The organism is Pontibacter chitinilyticus, assembly GCF_039748935.1.
Lineage (GTDB): Bacteria > Bacteroidota > Bacteroidia > Cytophagales > Hymenobacteraceae > Pontibacter > Pontibacter chitinilyticus.
The window spans coordinates 1-19,586 of record NZ_JBDIZJ010000016.1; the positions used below are offsets into that span (position 1 = coordinate 1).

The 19,586-nt window shown below is 51.9% G+C and carries 15 protein-coding genes, 1 pseudogene, 1 CRISPR repeat array and 2 riboswitches; of the genes and pseudogenes, 8 read left to right on the top strand and 8 right to left on the bottom strand.

Translation table 11 applies throughout. The features are described from left to right. The first annotated feature begins 40 nt into the window (after positions 1-40). Positions 41-934: direct repeats of the CRISPR family, unit length 36 nt; unit sequence ACTTTATACTTTAAATCTCTGAAATCAAATCACAAC. Positions 935-1,178: 244 nt separating this feature from the next. Beyond that, a complete protein-coding gene (locus ABDW72_RS18510; RefSeq protein WP_347160096.1) occupies positions 1,179-1,898 on the top strand; it encodes a hypothetical protein in 720 nt (239 codons plus the stop codon). Between the two features lie 175 nt (positions 1,899-2,073). After that, a riboswitch (SAM riboswitch) is annotated at positions 2,074-2,177 on the top strand. Positions 2,178-2,241: 64 nt separating this feature from the next. On the opposite strand, the gene ABDW72_RS18515 is transcribed toward ABDW72_RS18510, so the two are convergent. Then, positions 2,242-2,487: a hypothetical protein gene (locus ABDW72_RS18515; RefSeq protein WP_347160097.1), complete on the bottom strand. Its 246-nt coding sequence runs from the start codon at positions 2,485-2,487 to the stop codon at positions 2,242-2,244. A 17-nt stretch (positions 2,488-2,504) separates the two neighbouring features. On the opposite strand from ABDW72_RS18515, the gene ABDW72_RS18520 reads away from it, so the two are divergent. From ABDW72_RS18520 to ABDW72_RS18535, 4 genes are all read left to right on the top strand, one after another. Next, the gene (locus ABDW72_RS18520; protein ID WP_347160098.1) at positions 2,505-3,224 is read left to right on the top strand and encodes a phosphoadenylyl-sulfate reductase; all 720 of its coding nucleotides are present in this window, start codon (positions 2,505-2,507) and stop codon (positions 3,222-3,224) included. Positions 3,225-3,375: 151 nt separating this feature from the next. Next, positions 3,376-4,284 carry a sulfate adenylyltransferase subunit CysD gene (gene cysD / locus ABDW72_RS18525; RefSeq protein WP_347160099.1) on the top strand — a complete coding sequence of 303 codons (909 nt, stop codon included), beginning with the start codon at positions 3,376-3,378 and terminating at the stop codon, positions 4,282-4,284. 1 nt (position 4,285) lies between these two features. After that, entirely contained in the window at positions 4,286-5,563 is a 1,278-nt protein-coding gene (locus tag ABDW72_RS18530) for a sulfate adenylyltransferase subunit 1 (RefSeq protein WP_347160100.1), read from the top strand. A 281-nt stretch (positions 5,564-5,844) separates the two neighbouring features. Then, entirely contained in the window at positions 5,845-6,264 is a 420-nt protein-coding gene (locus ABDW72_RS18535; protein WP_347160101.1) for an OsmC family protein, read from the top strand. A gap of 72 nt (positions 6,265-6,336) precedes the next feature. Here ABDW72_RS18535 and ABDW72_RS18540 read toward each other — a convergent pair whose 3' ends face one another. The 5 genes and pseudogenes from ABDW72_RS18540 to ABDW72_RS18555 all read right to left on the bottom strand — a co-directional run bounded on the left by ABDW72_RS18540 (position 6,337) and on the right by ABDW72_RS18555 (position 12,234). After that, positions 6,337-7,509 (bottom strand): trans-sulfuration enzyme family protein, encoded by a 1,173-nt coding sequence (locus ABDW72_RS18540; protein WP_347160102.1) that lies wholly within the window; start codon positions 7,507-7,509, stop codon positions 6,337-6,339. A 166-nt stretch (positions 7,510-7,675) separates the two neighbouring features. Beyond that, positions 7,676-8,515, bottom strand: a complete 840-nt coding sequence (locus tag ABDW72_RS20395; protein WP_430438166.1) for a sulfite exporter TauE/SafE family protein — start codon at positions 8,513-8,515, stop codon at positions 7,676-7,678. A 54-nt stretch (positions 8,516-8,569) separates the two neighbouring features. Next, positions 8,570-9,133 (bottom strand): annotated as a pseudogene (locus tag ABDW72_RS20400) (precorrin-2 dehydrogenase/sirohydrochlorin ferrochelatase family protein); the annotation flags it as partial. A 73-nt stretch (positions 9,134-9,206) separates the two neighbouring features. Beyond that, positions 9,207-10,040 (bottom strand): uroporphyrinogen-III C-methyltransferase, encoded by an 834-nt coding sequence (gene cobA / locus ABDW72_RS18550; protein ID WP_347160104.1) that lies wholly within the window; start codon positions 10,038-10,040, stop codon positions 9,207-9,209. 70 nt (positions 10,041-10,110) lie between these two features. Further along, positions 10,111-12,234 carry a nitrite reductase gene (locus tag ABDW72_RS18555; protein WP_347160105.1) on the bottom strand — a complete coding sequence of 708 codons (2,124 nt, stop codon included), beginning with the start codon at positions 12,232-12,234 and terminating at the stop codon, positions 10,111-10,113. A 397-nt stretch (positions 12,235-12,631) separates the two neighbouring features. Beyond that, positions 12,632-12,737: riboswitch (SAM riboswitch) on the bottom strand. Between the two features lie 100 nt (positions 12,738-12,837). Between ABDW72_RS18555 and ABDW72_RS18560 the strand changes: the two genes are divergently transcribed. Together ABDW72_RS18560 and ABDW72_RS18565 are read left to right on the top strand one after the other, a co-directional pair. Further along, complete coding sequence (locus ABDW72_RS18560; RefSeq protein ID WP_347160106.1) at positions 12,838-12,984, top strand: hypothetical protein; 147 nt, start codon at positions 12,838-12,840, stop codon at positions 12,982-12,984. A 128-nt stretch (positions 12,985-13,112) separates the two neighbouring features. Then, positions 13,113-15,602: a TonB-dependent receptor gene (locus tag ABDW72_RS18565; RefSeq protein ID WP_347160107.1), complete on the top strand. Its 2,490-nt coding sequence runs from the start codon at positions 13,113-13,115 to the stop codon at positions 15,600-15,602. A gap of 20 nt (positions 15,603-15,622) precedes the next feature. Here ABDW72_RS18565 and ABDW72_RS18570 read toward each other — a convergent pair whose 3' ends face one another. Then, positions 15,623-15,781 (bottom strand): hypothetical protein, encoded by a 159-nt coding sequence (locus ABDW72_RS18570; protein ID WP_347160108.1) that lies wholly within the window; start codon positions 15,779-15,781, stop codon positions 15,623-15,625. A gap of 133 nt (positions 15,782-15,914) precedes the next feature. Here ABDW72_RS18570 and ABDW72_RS18575 point away from each other — a divergent pair, with 133 nt between their 5' ends. After that, positions 15,915-17,210 carry a sugar MFS transporter gene (locus tag ABDW72_RS18575; protein ID WP_347160109.1) on the top strand — a complete coding sequence of 432 codons (1,296 nt, stop codon included), beginning with the start codon at positions 15,915-15,917 and terminating at the stop codon, positions 17,208-17,210. Between the two features lie 241 nt (positions 17,211-17,451). On the opposite strand, the gene ABDW72_RS18580 is transcribed toward ABDW72_RS18575, so the two are convergent. Then, complete coding sequence (locus ABDW72_RS18580) at positions 17,452-19,413, bottom strand: sialate O-acetylesterase (protein WP_347160110.1); 1,962 nt, start codon at positions 19,411-19,413, stop codon at positions 17,452-17,454. Between the last annotated feature and the right edge of the window lie 173 nt (positions 19,414-19,586).

The following is a 19,586-nucleotide window of genomic DNA, read 5'->3' on the forward strand; positions in this document are numbered from 1 at the left end:
AAATCACAACTCGGTGGCTGTCGGGTCCGTGGTCGTGATGACTTTATACTTTAAATCTCTGAAATCAAATCACAACTTCTGCACGCTCTGGAATCTTTTGGGCTTACTTTATACTTTAAATCTCTGAAATCAAATCACAACTTGGCCTCGTCTTCTGTACTGAAGATGAAAACTTTATACTTTAAATCTCTGAAATCAAATCACAACACTTCTACAAGGGCAACGGCACCCACCACCACTTTATACTTTAAATCTCTGAAATCAAATCACAACAATACCTCATCATCATTGAAGCACTTTATAACTTTATACTTTAAATCTCTGAAATCAAATCACAACTGCTCGAACTCCACGAAGTTGCGCAGCAGACTTTATACTTTAAATCTCTGAAATCAAATCACAACCGAAACAGGTCGTTAGGGCGATACCATCGCACTTTATACTTTAAATCTCTGAAATCAAATCACAACGCATAGTGTGGAGAATCGCACCTGCCGGCAACTTTATACTTTAAATCTCTGAAATCAAATCACAACGCGTGGAGTTCTACAACCAGTTCCGCCGCGAGACTTTATACTTTAAATCTCTGAAATCAAATCACAACTGGTATAGGTGTGGTTATGTGTTTTTCACTACTTTATACTTTAAATCTCTGAAATCAAATCACAACAAGCTCTCATGACTGGCAATAGTACCGAAGACTTTATACTTTAAATCTCTGAAATCAAATCACAACTCATGCCATGCAGGGGTGCCGAAATGCTGTACTTTATACTTTAAATCTCTGAAATCAAATCACAACACTCTACTCACTGCCTCGCTGCTGGGAACAACTTTATACTTTAAATCTCTGAAATCAAATCACAACTAGCGTAAGCACGTATCCGTCTCGCTCGTAACTTTATACTTTAAATCTCTGAAATCTCAATATATCAAATAACATTAGACCTCCATCAGTTGGTTGTCTGCCCCTCAATATAGTTTAAAAACATATAAATACAAATACTCGAATTATTCAGCTTCCCGTTTAACGCATCTTAGCTGTTACCCTTGCCGCACCGTGTGGAAAGGCACCAGCAACTTTTCTTTTTCCAGCGCCTAATTTTTTTCACCTACACTCAACAGGCACCAACTGCTCGTCGTTATACTACCAATATAATCTTTAAAGTTGAAGGACTATGAACACCCTCCCCGTCAACTGGCTTACCGAAGGGCTCATTGATTTTGAGTATAAAAAGTATTTGCTGCTGGCCTACCTGCAGGCTGCCCGGAATGAGTTTGGCAAGCAGCGCCTCTACCCTATCTTTTCGGACCTGATTATGCATTACCGTAACCTGCTGCAGGTAAAAGAGCACAAGCAGCTGGTATACGAAGCTTTTCCGCAGCGCATCAGCCGCGCCGACTTTGAAAAGCTGGAGCTGGTATATGAAAAGATCGTGCAGGATGATGAAACCATGCAGCAGATCGAAGAGATCATCCAGTTTGCCGCCCCCCTTTTCAACAACATCCTGGAAACAGGCAAGGAACTGTACGACTTTGTGGAGCGCCACCTCGAGATCAGCCCGGTTGGGATCACCCCGATGTACCGCAACGAAGGCTACCTGTTCCTGGAGGCATTTCCGGGCAAGGAAACCCAGGTATACGTGTACCGCATCACCGTATTTGAGAATACCTACGAAAAATACCGGGGTATTAATACTGAGCTCCTGCAGACGGTGCGCCGCGGTCTGGCGCTTACACATGAGCACCTGAAGGTGCAACTCTTGCGCGAGCGCCTGGAGTTGCCTAACCCGGCCACCTTTGTTGCCATCTCAAAAATTCCTGTCCCTTTAGAGCAGTCGCTGCTGCCCATTGCCAAGCGTTCGCTGGTAAAATACGTGACGCGGCTGGCCGCCTGATGCCGCTTTAGTAGCTGGATTCCAGCGCCTGCCGAACTTATTAGCACCTACTTAACGTATAATCCCTAGCAGCCATATAGAGTTTATATATTTTTATGCCTTCTGTATGGGATGAATCGTAAAAACTTGTACCTTTGTATTTCACAGAGTACAAGGACACGTTAACGTCTAAAGAAATTTATAAAGAAGAGGCGAGAGACTAGGCTCCCGGACCCTCTGGCAACCACCTTGGCGGGAAGGTGCCACATCCTAGCCCGGATTTGCCGGGACATATAAATTTTATACGCAATGCAAATTACCTCCAACACATCGCCATCAGTCTCGGGTAGTCACACACATACGGCTACCGCCTCTTTGCTATCTTTTCCGGTACATTACCTGCGCGCACAGCAGCAATGCTGTTGTTGCTGTTGTATGTGCTGATCGGCCAGTGCAGCACACCTTCGGATAACTTACCTGGGCCCTCCCGATGCGGCACCAGGTTATAGCACAGCTGTGTGAGGGCAGCGCCGCCCTGCTGCGACGCCACTTTCCTGAAGAAATTCATAACCCATACTAGCCTTGCATCCGGAAGTATAATTTTCAGCATTTTAATTTATTCCATAGATGAGCCAATTACTTGCTTTAGAAACCAGAATCCCGGCTTTGCTGGCCGACCTGCAAGGTCTTTCGGCAGCAGCGGGCTTACGGTACCTGGCTACAGAGTTTGCAGACACGATCGCCTTCTCTTCCAGCTTGGGCATCGAAGACCAGGTGCTCACGCATTATATCTTTGAACAGGAGCTGCCGGTGCGCGTTTTTACGCTGGACACCGGTCGGCTTTTCAACGAAACATACAGCCTGCTGAACCGCACCAACGAGCGCTACGGCAAAAAGATAGAAGTATACTTTCCGAAGCACGAAGCGGTAGAGCAACTGCTCAATACCAAAGGGCCGATCAGCTTTTACGAATCGCTGGCGAACCGCAAAGAGTGCTGCTTTATCCGCAAGGTGGAGCCGCTGAAACGTGCTTTGCAAGGCGTGGAAGTATGGGTGACCGGCATCCGGGCCGACCAGTCGGACAACCGCCAGAGCCTGCAACTGCTGGAGTGGGATGATAACTTCAAAGTGATCAAGTATAATCCACTGCTAAACTGGACGCTGGATGACGTGCGAGCGGAGATCAAAGCGCATCACATTCCTTACAATTCCCTGCACGACAAAGGCTTTGTAAGTATCGGCTGCGCCCCCTGTACCCGCGCTATTCGTGAGGGCGAAGATTTCAGAGCCGGCCGCTGGTGGTGGGAGGACAACTCCAAGAAAGAATGCGGCCTGCACGCGAGGTAAGCTAAGGAGTTAAAAAGTTAAAGGGTTAGAGAGTTAATGGCTGTATAGATCTTCTAGTTGGTTTGACCGGGAATTTAAGTTTCCTTCAAAGATCAATTTAACCATTCAGCCATTTAACTATTGACCAATACAGCAATTGAACAATTAAAATATGAGTAAGCAGTATCTTGATTACCTCGACCAGTTGGAGGCAGAAGCCATCCACATCATGCGCGAGGTAGCGGGGCAGTTCCAGAAGCCGGCGCTGCTCTTTTCGGGTGGTAAAGATTCGATCACGTTGGTTCGGCTAGCTGAAAAAGCTTTCCGGCCGGGCAAGTTCCCTTTCCCGCTGGTGCACATCGATACCGGCCATAACTTTCCGGAGGCCATCCGCTACCGCGATGAGCTGGCGGAGCGCCTGGGCGAAAAGCTGATCGTGCGCCACGTGGAGGATACGATCAAAAAGCAGAACCTGTCGGAGCCGACCGGCCGCTATGCCAGCCGCAACGGCCTGCAGACGTATACGTTGCTCGAAACGATTGAAGAGTTTGGCTTTGATGCCTGCATTGGCGGTGCCCGCCGCGACGAAGAGAAAGCCCGCGCCAAGGAGCGCATTTTTTCCGTGCGCGACGAGTTTGGCCAGTGGGACCCCAAGCGCCAGCGCCCCGAGTTGTGGAACATCTACAACGGCCGCATTGGCATGGGCGAAAACGTACGCGCCTTTCCTATCTCTAACTGGACAGAGCTAGACGTGTGGAATTATATCAAGCGCGAGAAGATCGCCCTGCCTAACATCTACTATACCCACGAGCGCGAGTGCCTGGTGCGCGACGGCAAACTGATGGCCTGGTCTGACTTTATTTACCGCGAGCCGGAAGATGTGGTAGTGAAAAAGCAGGTACGCTTCCGCACCGTAGGCGACATGACCTGCACCGCCGCAGTGGAATCTGTTGCGTTCGACATTGACGGCGTGATTGCCGAAATTCTGGAGTCCAAAATAAGTGAGCGAGGCGCCACCCGCATCGACGACAAACTGTCGGAGACAGCGATGGAAGACCGCAAGAAAGGAGGCTATTTTTAAGATGGATATATTACGATTTATAACAGCAGGCAGTGTAGACGACGGCAAAAGCACCCTGATTGGCCGGCTGCTTTACGACACCAAGCAGATTTATCTGGACCAGTTAGAGGCTATTGAAAGCTCCGGCCGCGTGAACGAAGACGGCGAAGTAGACCTCTCGCTGCTGACAGACGGCCTGAAAGCCGAGCGCGAGCAGGGCATTACGATTGATGTGGCCTACAAGTATTTCAATACGCCCCGCCGCAAGTTCATCATTGCCGATGCGCCGGGCCACATTCAGTATACCCGCAACATGGTAACGGGTGCATCCAACTCCAACCTGTCCATTATCCTGGTAGATGCGCGCAAGGGCGTGCAGGAACAAACGCGCCGCCATTCTATCATCTCTTCCTTGCTGGGCATTCCGCACCTGGTGATCTGCATCAACAAAATGGACCTTGTCGATTTTGACGAAGCGGTATACAACAAGATCGTAGAAGATTACCGGCAGTTTTCCAAGAAGCTGACGTCGAAAGATATCACGTTTATACCTGTCAGTGCACTCAAGGGCGATAACATTGTAGACCGCTCCGAAAAAATGCCGTGGTATAGTGGCCCCAGCCTTCTGGAGCACCTGGAGCAGGTGCCCGTATCGCAGGATTTCAATTTAGAGGATGCCCGCTTCCCGGTGCAATACGTGATCCGGCCGCATACGCACGAGCACCACGACTACCGCGGCTATGCCGGCAAGATCATCAGCGGCACTTACCGCAAAGGCGATAAGATTAGTGTGCTGCCTTCCGGACAGACCTCGACTATCAAATCAGTAGAATTGGGCGGCAAAGAACTGGAGGAAGCTTTTGCACCGATGTCGGTGGTACTGCAATTGGAGGATGCAGTAGATATTAGCCGGGGCGATGTACTGGTAAAGGAGGGCGAAGACCTGGATGTGACCAAAGAGTTTGAGGCGTTGGTATGCTGGATGAACACCAAGCCGCTAAAGGCTGGTGCCAAACTGCTGCTTCGCCACAACGTAACCGAAACCCGCGCCGTAATCCGGCAAATACAGTATAAAGTGGACGTCAATTCGCTGGACTACCTGGAGGACGTGGAGCAGGTACAGCTGAATGATATTTGCCGTGTACAGATCAAAACAGCCACGCCCCTGCTGCTGGACAAGTATGCCGACAACCGCGCGAACGGTGGCTTTATCCTGATCGACGAAACCTCGTTCTCTACTGTTGGAGCTGGCATGGTGGCCGCCGTTACACACGAGAGCGAGCTGAACTATATGATTTAGCCGCATCCGAAGAAGCTTACAAGTAATCCCACGGCAGCCACAGTGTTGTTCGTGGGATTATACTTTTATACCTTTGGAAAGAGAGATTGCTCATGCTGTTCCGGAGTTCTTAATGCGGAACCTATACTGCAGCGCATTTCCTAATCCGCGTTAGCAGCAACACGGAGATTAGGAAATCCCGGACAAATGCTTTCAGACCAGGAAGTCCGAAAGAGCAATATAGGAAATACTGCACGAGAACCGGTCTTTCGTCTTTTGTCTAACATCTTTTGTAAAAACATATGCAGGTAAACTTAACACGTGTAGACCAGGATTACCATTTTCAGGCGACAGGTTCCGCCAATGTCGCCATCAACATAGACGGCTCGCCGCAGATAGGCGGCCATAATGCCGGTGCCCGCCCGATGGAGCTCCTGCTGATGGGCCTGGGCGGCTGCAGCGCTATCGACATCATTCAGATCCTGAAGAAACAACGCCAGCAGATTGATGCGTTTAACATTAAAGTAGATGCCGAACGGGCAGAAGGCAAAGAGCCATCTGTTTTTAAAACTATCCATATCCATTTTATACTTGGCGGCCCGCTGGATGCGGAGAAAGTACGCAAAGCCATCAACCTGTCGCTGGATAAGTACTGCTCGGTAGCAGCTATACTTGATAAAACAGCCACCATCACGCACTCTTTTGAGGTGAACCCGGCCTAAGCTGTTCAAGTATTACAGGCGCAAAAGGCTTTTATACGTTAGTAGCGGTGCCTCAAAAGACATTGCAGCGTTTTATCCTTCTACTTTCTCCAGGGCCTGCGTAATGTCTTCGATGATATCGTTTATACTTTCTAGTCCCACGGAAACACGAACCAAGCCGGGTGTGATACCGGTAGCCTGGCGTTCTTCTTCCGTTAGCTTTGAGTGCGTGGTGGAGGCCGGATGCGTTACGATGGTGCGGGTGTCGCCGAGATTGGCACTGATGCTTACCAGCTGCAGGTTATCGATAAACTGCTTCGCCGCTTCGTAGCCACCTTTTACAGTAATGGTGATGATGCCTCCCCCCTGCCGCATTTGCTTTTTAGCCAGTTCATACTGCGGAAACGACGGCAGAAACGGGTAGCGCACCACTTCCAGGGCAGGATTTCCCTCCAGCGTCTGTGCCAGCTTCAGCGCATTTTCGCAGTGCTTCTCTACGCGCAACGCCAGTGTCTCCAGACTCTTGGAAAGTATCCAGGCATTAAACGCCGACATGGCCGGTCCGGTGTGACGCGAAAAGTAACGGATCTCCGCTATCAGCGCTTTGCTGCCTACCGCAATGCCTCCCAGCACACGCCCCTGCCCGTCGAAGTATTTAGTAGCCGAATGTACCACTACATCAGCCCCGTAATCCATAGGCGTTTGCAGGACAGGCGTGGCAAAGCAGTTGTCTACCACCAGTATTAAATTATGCTTCCGCTTCAGCTCTCCCAGCCACTCCAGATCGATCAGTTCCAGGCCCGGGTTGGAAGGAGTTTCAATCAGTATAAGCTTAGTGGCGGGCGTGATCAGCCCCTCCCACTCTTCGGGTTTGCTGGCATCGGCATACGAATACGTAATGCCCCACTTGGCCAGGATATTGTTGAGCAGCTGGTGCGTAGAACCGAACACGGCGCGGCACGACAGCACATGGTCGCCGGATTGGAGCAGTGCCGCTAAACTGGCGAAGATAGCGCCCATACCAGAGGCAAAGGCAAAGCCAGCTTCGGCGTGCTCCAGGTAACATACTTTCTCGATGAACTCATCTACGTTCGGGTTGGCATAACGGGAGTATACATTGCCTGCTTCTTCTTCGGCAAAGACGGCCCTCGCCTGTTCTGCATCATCAAATACAAAACTGGAGGTTAAGTATAGGGGCACAGAATGTTCGCGGTTTTGTGAGCGTTTTGCCTGTATCCGGATGGCATTTGTTTCTTTATCAGACACGTTTCTAAATTTTGAAAACCTTAATTTTAAATAACTGAATGCAGGAAACGGAAAGTCCGGTATCCTGCATTACAATACGCAAAGCCCCTGCTCAGAGCGGGCTTTGCGTCGTTTTTAGCGCACCTTGCAGTTCATATACGACAGTAGGGAGGCACTAAGATTGCTGTTATAATAAAGCCATGATGATCAGGCGGAGGCTGGCAGCAATTACCACGCAGCCCACAATCAGCATAGTTGTTTTTATCGGCAGCTTACGGGAGAGCATTGCCCCAATGGGTGCTGAGACCATGCCACCAAGCACCAGCCCGAGAATTACTTGCCAGTGCGAGATGCCAGCCAGCGAGATAAAGGTAGCAGAGCTGGCGAATGAAACAAAGAATTTGGCCATGTTTGAGGAGCCAATTGTATAAAGCGGATGCCGCCCTTTGGCAATAAGCGTGGAAGTAACAATTGGGCCCCAGCCGCCGCCGCCAATGGCATCTAAAAAACCACCAACGCCCGCCAAAACGCCCACCCGTTTCATCGGCTGCTTTTTGGTGCGCTTGCGCATAGTCTTCCGAAGGATCAGGATACCCAGCACCAGCGTATAGCACGCCACAAATGGTTTGACCAGGTGTAGGAATTCGCCGAGGTTGTAGAGCAGCACCGCACCGAAAACTGCACCACACATGCCCGGCAGCACCAGCGTACGCAGGAGCTTGCCGTTTACGTTACCCAGTTTGCGGTGCATCAGGCCTGAGGCACCGGAGGTAAAGATCTCAGAGGCATGCACACTGGCGCTGGCCACCAAAGGTGTCAGGCCCAGGCTCAGCAGAAACGTGGTGGCGCTTACGCCGTACGCCATACCCAGCGCGCCGTCGATCAGCGCGGCGACAAAGCCTGCCAGCACATACAGCAAGATACCGGCGTTCAGCTGCCCGCTTACATACTGCACAAAATCAGCCACCGGCACATAGCTGAACAGCAAATGGCCCATCACCATAAAAGCAAGTGCCGCTGCCAGCATCACCAGCACCAACCGGGGGCTAAATCGGGCAACTTTCTTAGGTACAGGGCTTACAAGCACCTCGGTTACTTCGTTCAGCCGCTTTACTTTAGAGGCGAAATCTCCGGTGAGCTGCGCACGAATTTTTGTTAGATTATTTAACACCTGCTCCAGCTCGTCGGGCAGGGCCTCGTTCAGCACTTCTTTGATGCGTTTGGCTACTGTCGGTGATTTGCCGTTGGTAGAGATCGCCAGCTTCAGGCTTCCCCGCTGCACAATGGAGCCGAGGTAAAAATCGCATTGCGTTGGCGTGTCAGCTACGTTCGTCAGTATCTTACGCGATTTGGCCAGGTCACGGATGGCGCGGTTCAGCACCGCATCATCTGTCGCTACCAACGCGATGTCCTTGCCTGCCAGGTCCTCTTCCCTGAACTCACGGTGCAGGAGTGTGAGGCCGACATGCGCCTGCGCCAGCACATAAATCTCTGGCAGAATTTCAGGGGCTACCAGCGTAACAGTTGCCTGCGGGCTGTTGCGCAGGATGGCGGTCAGCTTCTCCAGGCCCACCGCGCCACCGCCCACAACTAAGGTTTGTAGTTCCTCCAGCTTTAAGAAGATGGGGAACAGCGGGTTTAGCACCGGCGCGGCAGCACCTGCTACAGAAACTTCTGCTCCGGCTGCAGGCACGGGTATGGCCTCGTTATACTTGTCTTTAGACTGCGACACGCTGCTGGGCTTTCAGATTGAAATCCAACGTATAGCGCAGCGACGGATGGTAAGCCACCACCTCGCCCACCACGATGATAGCAGGCGCACCCACCTGGTTCGTCTCCACGCGCTCTACAATGTTGTGGATATTGCCAATGGCGATCTTCTCGTTGGGCAATGAGCCGTTCTGTATCACGGCTACCGGTAAATCAGCACGGCCCGCCGAAGTATAGATTTCCGCGATCTGCGCCAGTTTGCTCAAACCCATCAGGATGATCACACTGGCACTGGATTGTGCTGCCAGCCGAATATCTTCGGAGATCTCGCCAGAGCTGGTAGTGCCCGTAATCACCCAAAAGCTTTCATTTACGCCCCGTATCGTCAGCGGAATCTGCTGCAACTCCGGCACGGCAATGCTGCTGGAAATTCCCGGCACTACCTCCGTAGCAATGTTATACTTGTCGGCATAGGCCAGCTCTTCGTAGCCGCGGCCAAACACAAACGAGTCGCCCCCTTTCAGGCGCACCACATGGCCGTGCGTTTGGGCAAAGTTTACGAGCAGGCTGTTGATCTCACTTTGTTTGTAGCTATGCTTTCCGGCGCGCTTGCCTACGCATATTTTCAGGGCTGCCGCTGGCGCATGCTGCAGCAGTTCCGGGCTTACGAGCGCATCATACAGCACTACATCAGCCTGCTGCAGCGCCTTTACGCCTTTCAGGCTGATCAGGTCCGGATCGCCTGGGCCGGCGCCTACCAGGGTTATGCGGGGCTGTACTGGAGCCGTTGCTTGTACCGAAGCTTTTGTGTCGTCCTTTATTTCTTTTCTTCTTGATGCCATTTCAGTTTCATTGTGAAGGAGCGCATACTGCAACCATTGCCTGCGGTATGCTTCCCTTCTGGTAAGCGAATTATTTTGCCGCCGTTAAGGCTGACTGGGTGCGCTGCTGCTGCCGGTAACTGGTCGCCTCCTGCAGAAACAGCAGGGCTTTGCTGATATACTGGTTAGCAAAAGCCTCGTCCGGCTCGTGCTGGTTAAGCTGCAACACCTCTGTTTTAAAGTCCGGCTTAAAATCAAACAGGCCTTCTGCTACAAAATGCGTGTCAAAGTCTTGGATGATACCGGCCTGGGTATTACACTTCACATCCTTATCGAGCAACAGCGCTTTGGCAGTGCTGATGTAGGCGCCGTAGGCATAGTAAATGGCATCTGCAAAGCGCTTGTCCGCCAATGCTTCTGCTGCCCACTCCAATTTCTCGTCCGATTCATATAGCAGCGTAGCGACCAGGTCGATCATCACGCCGGCGCACTCGCCCACGCCGATGGCAGTGGAGAACGCCTCCTGGTGCCCCCAGTCGATCAGCTCATCTGCCGTTAAGCTGGTCAGGTCGGCCAATGGCTTCAGCATCTGGTAAAAGTAATCTTTGCCATTCCGGTCGAAGTACTCGTTAAAGCGCTCGTTCTCCAGCTTGTTGGCCTGGTAATCGTTAATGACATAGCGCATCACTTCCGGGCCCCGCTTACTGGGCACTTTCAGCACTTTTTGTGCAATGCGGCCTTCGCCGTTTACCACGGTACCACCGCCCAGCAGCACCTGCAGCGCTGGCACTACATTTTTACCGCTCTTCAGCGAAGACCCGTGGAAGCCGAGGTTTGCCAGGCCATGCTGGCCGCAGGAGTTCATACACCCGCTTATTTTTATTTTGATGTCGGTATTGAAAAGCAATTCGGGATACTCCTGTACAATCACGCTTTCCAGCACCTTGGCGGTGGTCATGCTGTTCGAAATGCCCAGGTTACAAGTGTCGGTACCGGGACAGGTGGTGATATCCCCCACACTGTTAAAGCCGGGCTCCGCCAGCCCCAGGGCATCTAGCTCGGAGAACACATACGGCAGCGCTTCCGCACGCACATACTTGAGCAGCAGGTTCTGACCTTGTGTTACCCTGATCTCATCCGCCGCAAAACCGCGCACCAGCGGTACCAGCGCACGTGCCGTATCACTGCTGATGTCGCCGATCTGTACTTTTATGTAAATGCCATAGTAGCCCTCCTGCTTCTGCTGGAACACATTTGTTTGCAGCCACTGGTTATACTTGTCAGTATCCTCCACTATAAAATCAGGGATCTCGCTTGCTTCCGGAATAGATGGAGTAAAGGAAACTTCTTTATCAATCTCAAACACGTGCGACTTGAGAGCCTTGTACTCTTCGTTTACCAGGCGCATCACTTCCTCTAAGCCTATCTTCCCGATCAGGTACTTAAAACGGGCTTTGTTGCGGTTGTTGCGCTCGCCATAGCGGTCAAAAACGCGTATTACGCCTTCAATAAACGGAATGACTTTGTCTTCGGGCAGGAACTCGTACGCTGTGTGCGCCAGCGCCGGCTGGGCACCCAACCCACCGCCAATCATCACTTTAAAGCCCCGCACAGGTACGCCATTCTCTTCCTGCACCTTTGCAATAAAGCCCAGGTCGTGCATGTAGGACATGGCCGTATCGGAATCGCTGGAGGAGAAGGAGATCTTGAACTTGCGGCCCATTTCCTGGCAAATGGGGTTGCGCAGGAAATAACGGAAGGTCGCATCCGCATACGGTGACACATCAAACGGCTCCTTCGGGTCAATACCAGCTTCAGGAGAGGCCGTGACGTTGCGCACCGTATTGCCGCAGGCTTCCCGCAGCGTTATATCATCCTCCTGCAGCTTGGCCCAAAGTTCCGGCGTCCTGTCTAAGCTCACAAAATGTATCTGAATGTCCTGGCGCGTGGTCAGGTGCAGGTTGCCGGTAGAGTATTCATCAGAAATTGCCGCAATGCGCAGCAGCTGCTGTGTGGTTACTCTGCCAAAAGGCAGCTTGATACGCACCATCTGCACACCCAGCTGCCGCTGGCCATACACGCCACGTGCCAGGCGCAGGCTCTTAAACTTGTCTTCCTGCATTTTACCCTCGCGGTAGAGGCGAATCTTTTTCTCCAGGTCGATGATATCTTTCTCGACAATCGGGTTCTCTATTTCTGATCTGAAACTTTGCATGTTCTGTTTTAAGTTAAGCGGCTTTTCAATTTCTATAAAACCTATAAATCTACTAGAGATTCCGAAACCTGGGAATGCCGCTACAGCGATAAAGTATTATGAGTAAAACATAGCCGGTTAAACGGCCTTGTGAGGTAATGGATCAGCAGGCTAACTTGATATGGATGCTATGCCTGCGGCAATGAAGCGCAGCAGGCGCAGGAGCCAGTATGTTACAATAGGGAGTTAGCGTGGCGCTTTGGCCAGGGCTGTTAACGGATGGGAAATCCTTAACAGGAGCAACAGCAACAACAACAGCAGGGCATCAGGTAAGATGCGGCAGTAGCAGCGGAAAAACGGTGAAAGGAAAAAGGTGTTCCGAAGCGTAAAGTACTGTTTTGTTCGTTCATGATGTTGTAATTTATATTTCCCCTTTGTTTGTTGGGCAGGACTTGGCACCTTTCCAAGCGGATGGTTGCCAGAGGGTCATAGAGCCTGTTCTCTCGCCTCTTCGTCTATAAATTTCTTGCGGTTAGCAATAGTATTCGTTACAAAAATAGAAAAGAAATCAACAAGTATCCTCATAGATGTTAATTTTTTTCAGTAGTAGGTCTGACCGACCTGGTGAAAAAAGGTTTTGCCGCGCGAAATAGTTCCACCACTGCTGTTCGTTTGCGGATTGCCCCGGCGCAACTCACAACCAGCAACAAAGCCCCACAGCTGATCGGGTTCCTGTGCCTCTTTATATGGAAAAGCATCGTGTTGGTATAATCTATTTTAGCAGTTCCTTCCAGCCGCTTTACTTTGTTTTCTGTAAAGTATAAACCCGCACGCTCCGTGCAGCAAGTATGGCTAAAAACGTACCCGATCATCACGCAAATCGAACAATCGCTAACTCTATGAAAAAAAGTTTTCTGCTGGCCCTGCTGGGGTTGAGCACCGCTGTGGTACACGCCCAGGCTCCTGCTGGCACCCCGGGTAATCCGCAGCAACACCAAGCCATACCCGGCACTACTGCCCCACGCGGCAACGCCAAAATATCCGGCATAGTACTGGATGCGGCAACCAAACAACCGGTAGAATTTGCCACCGTGGCCCTGATCAGCCTGAGCACCGGCAAACCGGTAGATGGCACGATGGCCGATGACAAAGGGCGGTTTACCATCAGTAAAATAGCCGCCGGCGAGTATAACCTCCAGGTTTCGTTTCTGGGGTATCAGTTGCAGAAAGTAGAGCATGTCCGTGTTGCGACGGATAATGCGGAGGTAACAGTAGGCACCATTACGCTTGTCTCCGATGCCAAAAAGCTTAGTGAAGTGGTAGTAACCGGCGAAAAACCACTAGTAGAAGAGAAGATAGACCGCACCGTATATAATGCAGAGAAAGACATCACCAATGCCGGTGGCAACGCGGCCGACGTGCTGCAGAAAGTGCCCGCCCTCTCCCTAGACACCGACGGCAACGTGCAGCTGCGCGGCAGCGGCAACGTGCGCATCCTTATCAACAACAAGCCCTCGTCTATTATAGCGGGCAGCGTGGCCGACGCGCTGAAACAGATCCCGGCCGACATGATTAAATCGGTGGAGGTGATCACGAGCCCATCGGCCAAGTATGACGCGGAGGGAACGGCGGGCATCATCAACATCATCACCAAAAAAGAGGGTCTGCAGGGCGTAAACGGATCGGCCTCGCTCACGGCGGGCACGCGCTCCAGTAACGGCAACGCCAGCCTGAGCGTGCGCCGCGGCAAGTTCGGCGTAAACGCCAACTTCGGGGCTAACATGTTCTACAACCACGGCGACATGACCAACACCATCCTGGTGCCTGCCCTGGACAGCGCCAGCTACCAGAGCGGCAACACCGAGATTAACGGCATGTTCCGTAACAGTCAACTCGGCTTCGACTATGACATTACGCCTAAAAACAGCCTGTCGGGCAGCGTGCGCCTGAACGGCGGTACTTTTAAGATGCAGAACGACCAGCGATCGTTTGACCTGGTGGGCGGCGAGGAGAAAAACGACTTCCTAAACGACATCCACAACCGCAACCAGCGCCAGGGTGTGGACTACAACCTCGACTTCACGCACCAGTTTGCCAGGCCGCAGCAGGAGCTCACGTTCCTGTCGCAGTACTCCACCACCGACACCAAAACGAAGAACTTCCAGGACAGGTATAACGCAGGCGAGGAACCGTTCCTGCTGCAGCGCAACACCAACGATGGCAGCAACAATGAGCTGACTTTTCAGGTGGATTACACGCACCCGTTTGAAAACAACACCACGCTGGAGGTTGGGGCGAAATCGATTTTCAGGGATGTGGAGAGCGACGGCCTGCGCCGTATGCTGTTATCCGATCAGACGCTGATGAGCGACAGCAGAACTGTGTTCGACTACGGGCAGGACGTGTACGCCTCGTACCTGACCTATGGCTTTATGCTGAAGAAAAAGCTGAATGTAAAGCTGGGCGGCCGCTACGAGTATACTGACATCAGCGCCGACCTGGTTTCCGACAACCAGCGGTTCTCCGACAGCTACGGCAACTTCATCCCAAGTATAGCCTTCTCTTATTCGCTAAAAGACAAGCATACGTTTAAGGCCAACTTCACGCAGCGCATCCAGCGGCCGTCGCTGTTTTACCTCAACCCGTTCCGGCAACAGCAGACCTCCAACACGGCCGTGCAGGGCAACCCGAACCTCGACGCGGAGCTGACCAACCTGTATGAGTTGGGCTACAGCACTTATTTCAAGACCACGTCCATCAGCGCCAGCTTGTACATGCGCCAGACCGACAACGCCATCGAAACGATGCCGTACCTGGAGGACAGCACCACGGTGATCACCTTCGCTAACATCGCGAAGAACAAGACCTACGGCATCAGCCTCTTCGGCAACACCAAGCCTACCAACGCCCTTACCGTGGGCGGCAGTGCCAACGTTTACTTCGTAGACCTGCACAGCCAGGACTACGCCAACAGCGGCTGGATGTACAACATCAATTTAAACAGCTCCTACGACTTCGGCAAGGGCTTCAGCGCCCAATTCAACGGTGGCTTCAACTCGCGGCGGCTTCAGTTGCAAGGCAGCTTCGCCTCCTTCTCCTACCATACGCTGGCGTTTAAGAAAGAGCTGTTTGATAAGAAAGGCGGCATCAGCGTGGGACTTGATAACCCGTTTCGGGCCAACATGCGCATGAAAAATGACGTGTATGCGGCGGAAACATCTCAAAACCCCCGCGCCTACGAGCAGCACATCCGCATCAACAACTATAACCGCGGCATGCGCGTGACGCTGGATTACCGCTTCGGAAAGATGGACCAGCGCAAGCCGCGCCGCAAAAAGACCATCCGCAACGACGATACCAAACAGGGCGACAGCAACGGAGTAGGATAATACGCTCCTTCTTCCCCGTTTTACGCGTACGCCTCTCCCCAGCCGGAGAGGCGTACGCGTTTCTGCCTACTTATACTTATACTTATACTTATACTTATACTTATACTTATACTTATACTTATACTTATACTTATACTTCTGGCTGGGCTCTCCGATTTGCCTTGCGCCTGCTTGTGCAAACAGGTACTATAGGGCCTGACTTGAGAAAATTGCAGCAAATAGAAGTATGGGAAATTCTTTTTCTCGATTATACTGCCTATTTTGAGAGGCTATCTGCTTTAGCTTTATCTGACAATCTTGTTACACACACTTATGGCACAGAACACCACCATTCCTAGATCTGAAGTGACGCAGGACACGCACGACAGCGGGTATATGCGTTCGATGGTTATTATTGGCGCACTTTTCTTCATTTTTGGCTTCGTTACCTGGCTCAACTCGGTTTTGATCCCATACTTAAAGATTGCCTGTGAACTGAATAACTTTGCCTCTTACCTTGTTGCGACCTCTTTTTATATCTCGTACCTGGTTATGGCGATTCCCTCTGCCTGGGTTTTGAAAGCGACCGGATTCAAGAAAGGCATGTCGGTGGGCTTGCTGGTGATGGCCGTGGGAGCACTGGTCTTTATTCCGGCGGCCATGTCGCGCACTTATGGCGTATTTCTGTTGGCCCAGTTCATTATCGGTACTGGCCTGGCAGTGCTGCAAACAGCCGTAAACCCCTATGCTACCATTCTTGGCCCACGCGAGAGTGCGGCCCGGCGCATCAGCATCATGGGTATCTGTAACAAAGTGGCAGGTGCCCTGGCTCCTATCATCCTGGGTGCCGTTATCCTCAGCGATGCCGATGCCCTGGTACAGCAACTCAAAACAATGGATGCGGCGCAACGCGTGGCAGAACTCAATGCGCTGGCCTCGAGGGTGATCACACCGTACATGATCATGGCTGGCGTGCTGGTGCTGCTGGCCGTACTGATCTACTTTTCTTCGCTGCCGGAGATAGATACCGACCAGGAAGATGAAAGTGTGGCCAGCGCGAACTCATCCAAGACAAGTGTCTTTCAGTTTCCGCACCTGGTGCTGGGGGTACTTACTATGTTCCTGTATGTGGGCGTAGAGGTGATGGCGGGTGATACCGTAATCAGCTATGGCGCTTCGCAGGGCATTGCTCTGGCAGATGCAACGTACTTTACCACCTATACTTTAATTGCCATGATCGTAGGCTATCTCATTGGTATCGCAACCATGCCTAAGCTGATAAGCCAGGATAAAGCCCTGCAGATCTCGGCGCTGCTGGGGGTTGCGTTCGTGCTGGTGGCCCTGTTCACTGACGGCTATACTTCGGTGCTGTTTATTTCGCTGCTGGGCTTAGCCAATGCTATTATGTGGCCCGCCATCTGGCCGCTGGCCATTGCCGATCTGGGCCGTTTTACCAAGATCGGCTCTTCGCTTTTGATCATGGGCATTGCCGGTGGCGCTATTCTGCCGCTCGTGTATGGCCACCTGACCGACCTTTTTAACTCCCAGGAAGCTTACTGGATCATGGTGCCCTGCTACCTGTTTATCTGGTATTTCGCGGCCTATGGCCATAAAGTGCGCACGCGGTAACGCGACGTGCAGCCGGAGTTGGTCTCATCTGCCGGACGTCCTCTCCGGCAGGCGCTACATAAGCTACCTTTACAGGTATTCTAAAACAAAAGGAGCAATGGCAGCTATGCCATTGCTCCTTTTGTTTTTAACAGTAAGTATAATAGCTCCGAACGCGCCTCTCCTGAAAATTATCCGGCAATTCAGGTACAAGGCTTTAAATTTACCTACACGAATAGCGTTAATCCAGCAGCCTGATTCATTAGCGGTTCGCTACAGTTAAGCCGGGCCAAGTATCGGTACGAAATGGTGAAGCAGGCAAGCCAGCACCATTATACAGGTTACCGACCGGGTTGTTGGCCCAGTCATACCGCACTGCTACCGGAGCGGCGACTTCCGGGCTTGATACTATTACCTCATTTCCTTCGATCCGGGCATTGGCCCAGTGAAACTGCTTGTCTGCGCCCGCTATGGCAAAGCCTTTTAGTTCGGTGCCATCTTTCACCTGCAACCCGCCCTTCGTGTGCTGAAATGCAAGGCGGATAGTATGGCCTTCTGTTTTATACGACTGAAAAACAGGACCGGAATACGGAATATCCTCGCCGTAAACCTTTGCCCGGGCGATCAGCGCCAGGCGGCGGCCCACTTCCTGCTTGTTCTTCGGATGAATATCGCCAGCCTCCCCAATGTCAATCGCGACGGCCATACCTGTGTTGGGCATGGTTAATGTTTTCAACTGTGCCTCCCGAAGCTCTGCCCACTCCGATTCGCCGGGCACATTGGTTTCATCCATAAAGTTTGCCAGCTGCACAAAGTAGAAGGGGAAATCACCCTGGCCCCACTGCTTGCGCCAATCGGCTATCAAGAGCGGGAACAGTTGCTGGTACTGGTAAGCCCGGTTGGCATTGCTTTCGCCCTGGTACCAGATAGCGCCACGTATAGCAAACGGAACCAGGGGCTGAATCATGGCATTGTACAGCACTGTTGGTCTGTTCGGGCCTTCCGGCGCTAGCGGCGCTGCCGGAAGTTCGCTGGCATTCACGCCTACTTTGTAGTGCCAGTTACCGCTTAATGCGATCGGTTTGTTGTTTGCTGCCGTTAATTTCAGCTGGTCGGGCTGTCCGTAAATACCGCCGCCACCCGATCCGTCAAATACCCGTACGGAGAGTATGTTTTCACCGGCTTTTACCAGCTTGGCCGGTATCGTATAGCTCCGGGGCTTGTCCCAGACTTGTGTTTGCCCTACTTCTACGCCATTGAACCAGGTAATGTCATCGTCATCCACCGGCCCTAGTGTCAGGGTCAGATCTTGGCCGGCCATACTTGCCGGAATGGTTATCTTTTTCCGAAACCATACCACGCCGTCAAAATCGGGCAGACCGGCATTTTCCCAGTTGGCGGGCAGCTTCATTTCTTTCCAGTCAGCCTCACTCAGGTTGGGGGTCGCCCAAATGGCTTTGTCCTGCTTATACCCCGGATCTTTTGCTGCCAGCTGCGCCTGCCACGCCTGCAACTGCTGCTGGTACTGTTGCATCAGCGCTGCCGGATCATTGGGGGCCTGCTCCATTTGCGTTACGGCTGGAGCAAAGTCGGGCATCTGCTTTAAAGATTGTCCGCTTGTCCAGGCCTCGGCAATGGTGCCGCCCCAGGAAGTATGGATTAGACCGATAGGAATGTGCTGGTTCTGGTAAATGTTCCGGCCAAAGAAATATGCGACAGCCGAAAAGTCAGCCACTGTTTCGGGTGAGCAGGGTTGCCAGCCCCCGTTTTCCACTTTCATATCCCGGAGCGGCACCGTACTGGTGGCTTTCTCTACCTGCAGCAGGCGAATGTTCGGGTAGGTAGAATTTGCAATTTCCTGTTTGTAATCCTTGATCTTTCCCCAGCCCTCCAGCGGCATCTCCATGTTAGATTGCCCCGAGCAAACCCATACTTCCCCGATCAGCACGTTTTGAAGCGTGAGCGGCTCCCCATCATCAAAGGTGATGGTGTTTGGCTTTTCGCTGGCAGTTGGCGTACTTACCTGCAGCTTCCAGTTTCCGGCCGCGTCTGCCTGAGTCTGGTAGGTTTTGTTGTTCCAGGAGGTGGTGATCCGGATGATTTTAGTAGGTTCGGCCATGCCCCAGAGCGGCGCATTCGTCTGTTGCTGCAGCACCATGTTATTACTGAAAACGGCTGGTAGGCTCACTTTAGCCACTGCCTGCTGCAGCGAACAGCAAGCCATAGCCAGGGACAAAAGAATCCGGGATAAAGGTTTTCTAGTATGCATAGTTGAAAATAACATATTTACAGCAGAACGACAGCATCAAACCAAGTATAAAGTATACATCCGGAAAGACATAACTTGCCTGATGTGCTCCTATCGCACGTCCAACTTTCACATCCTAATCTCTAGCT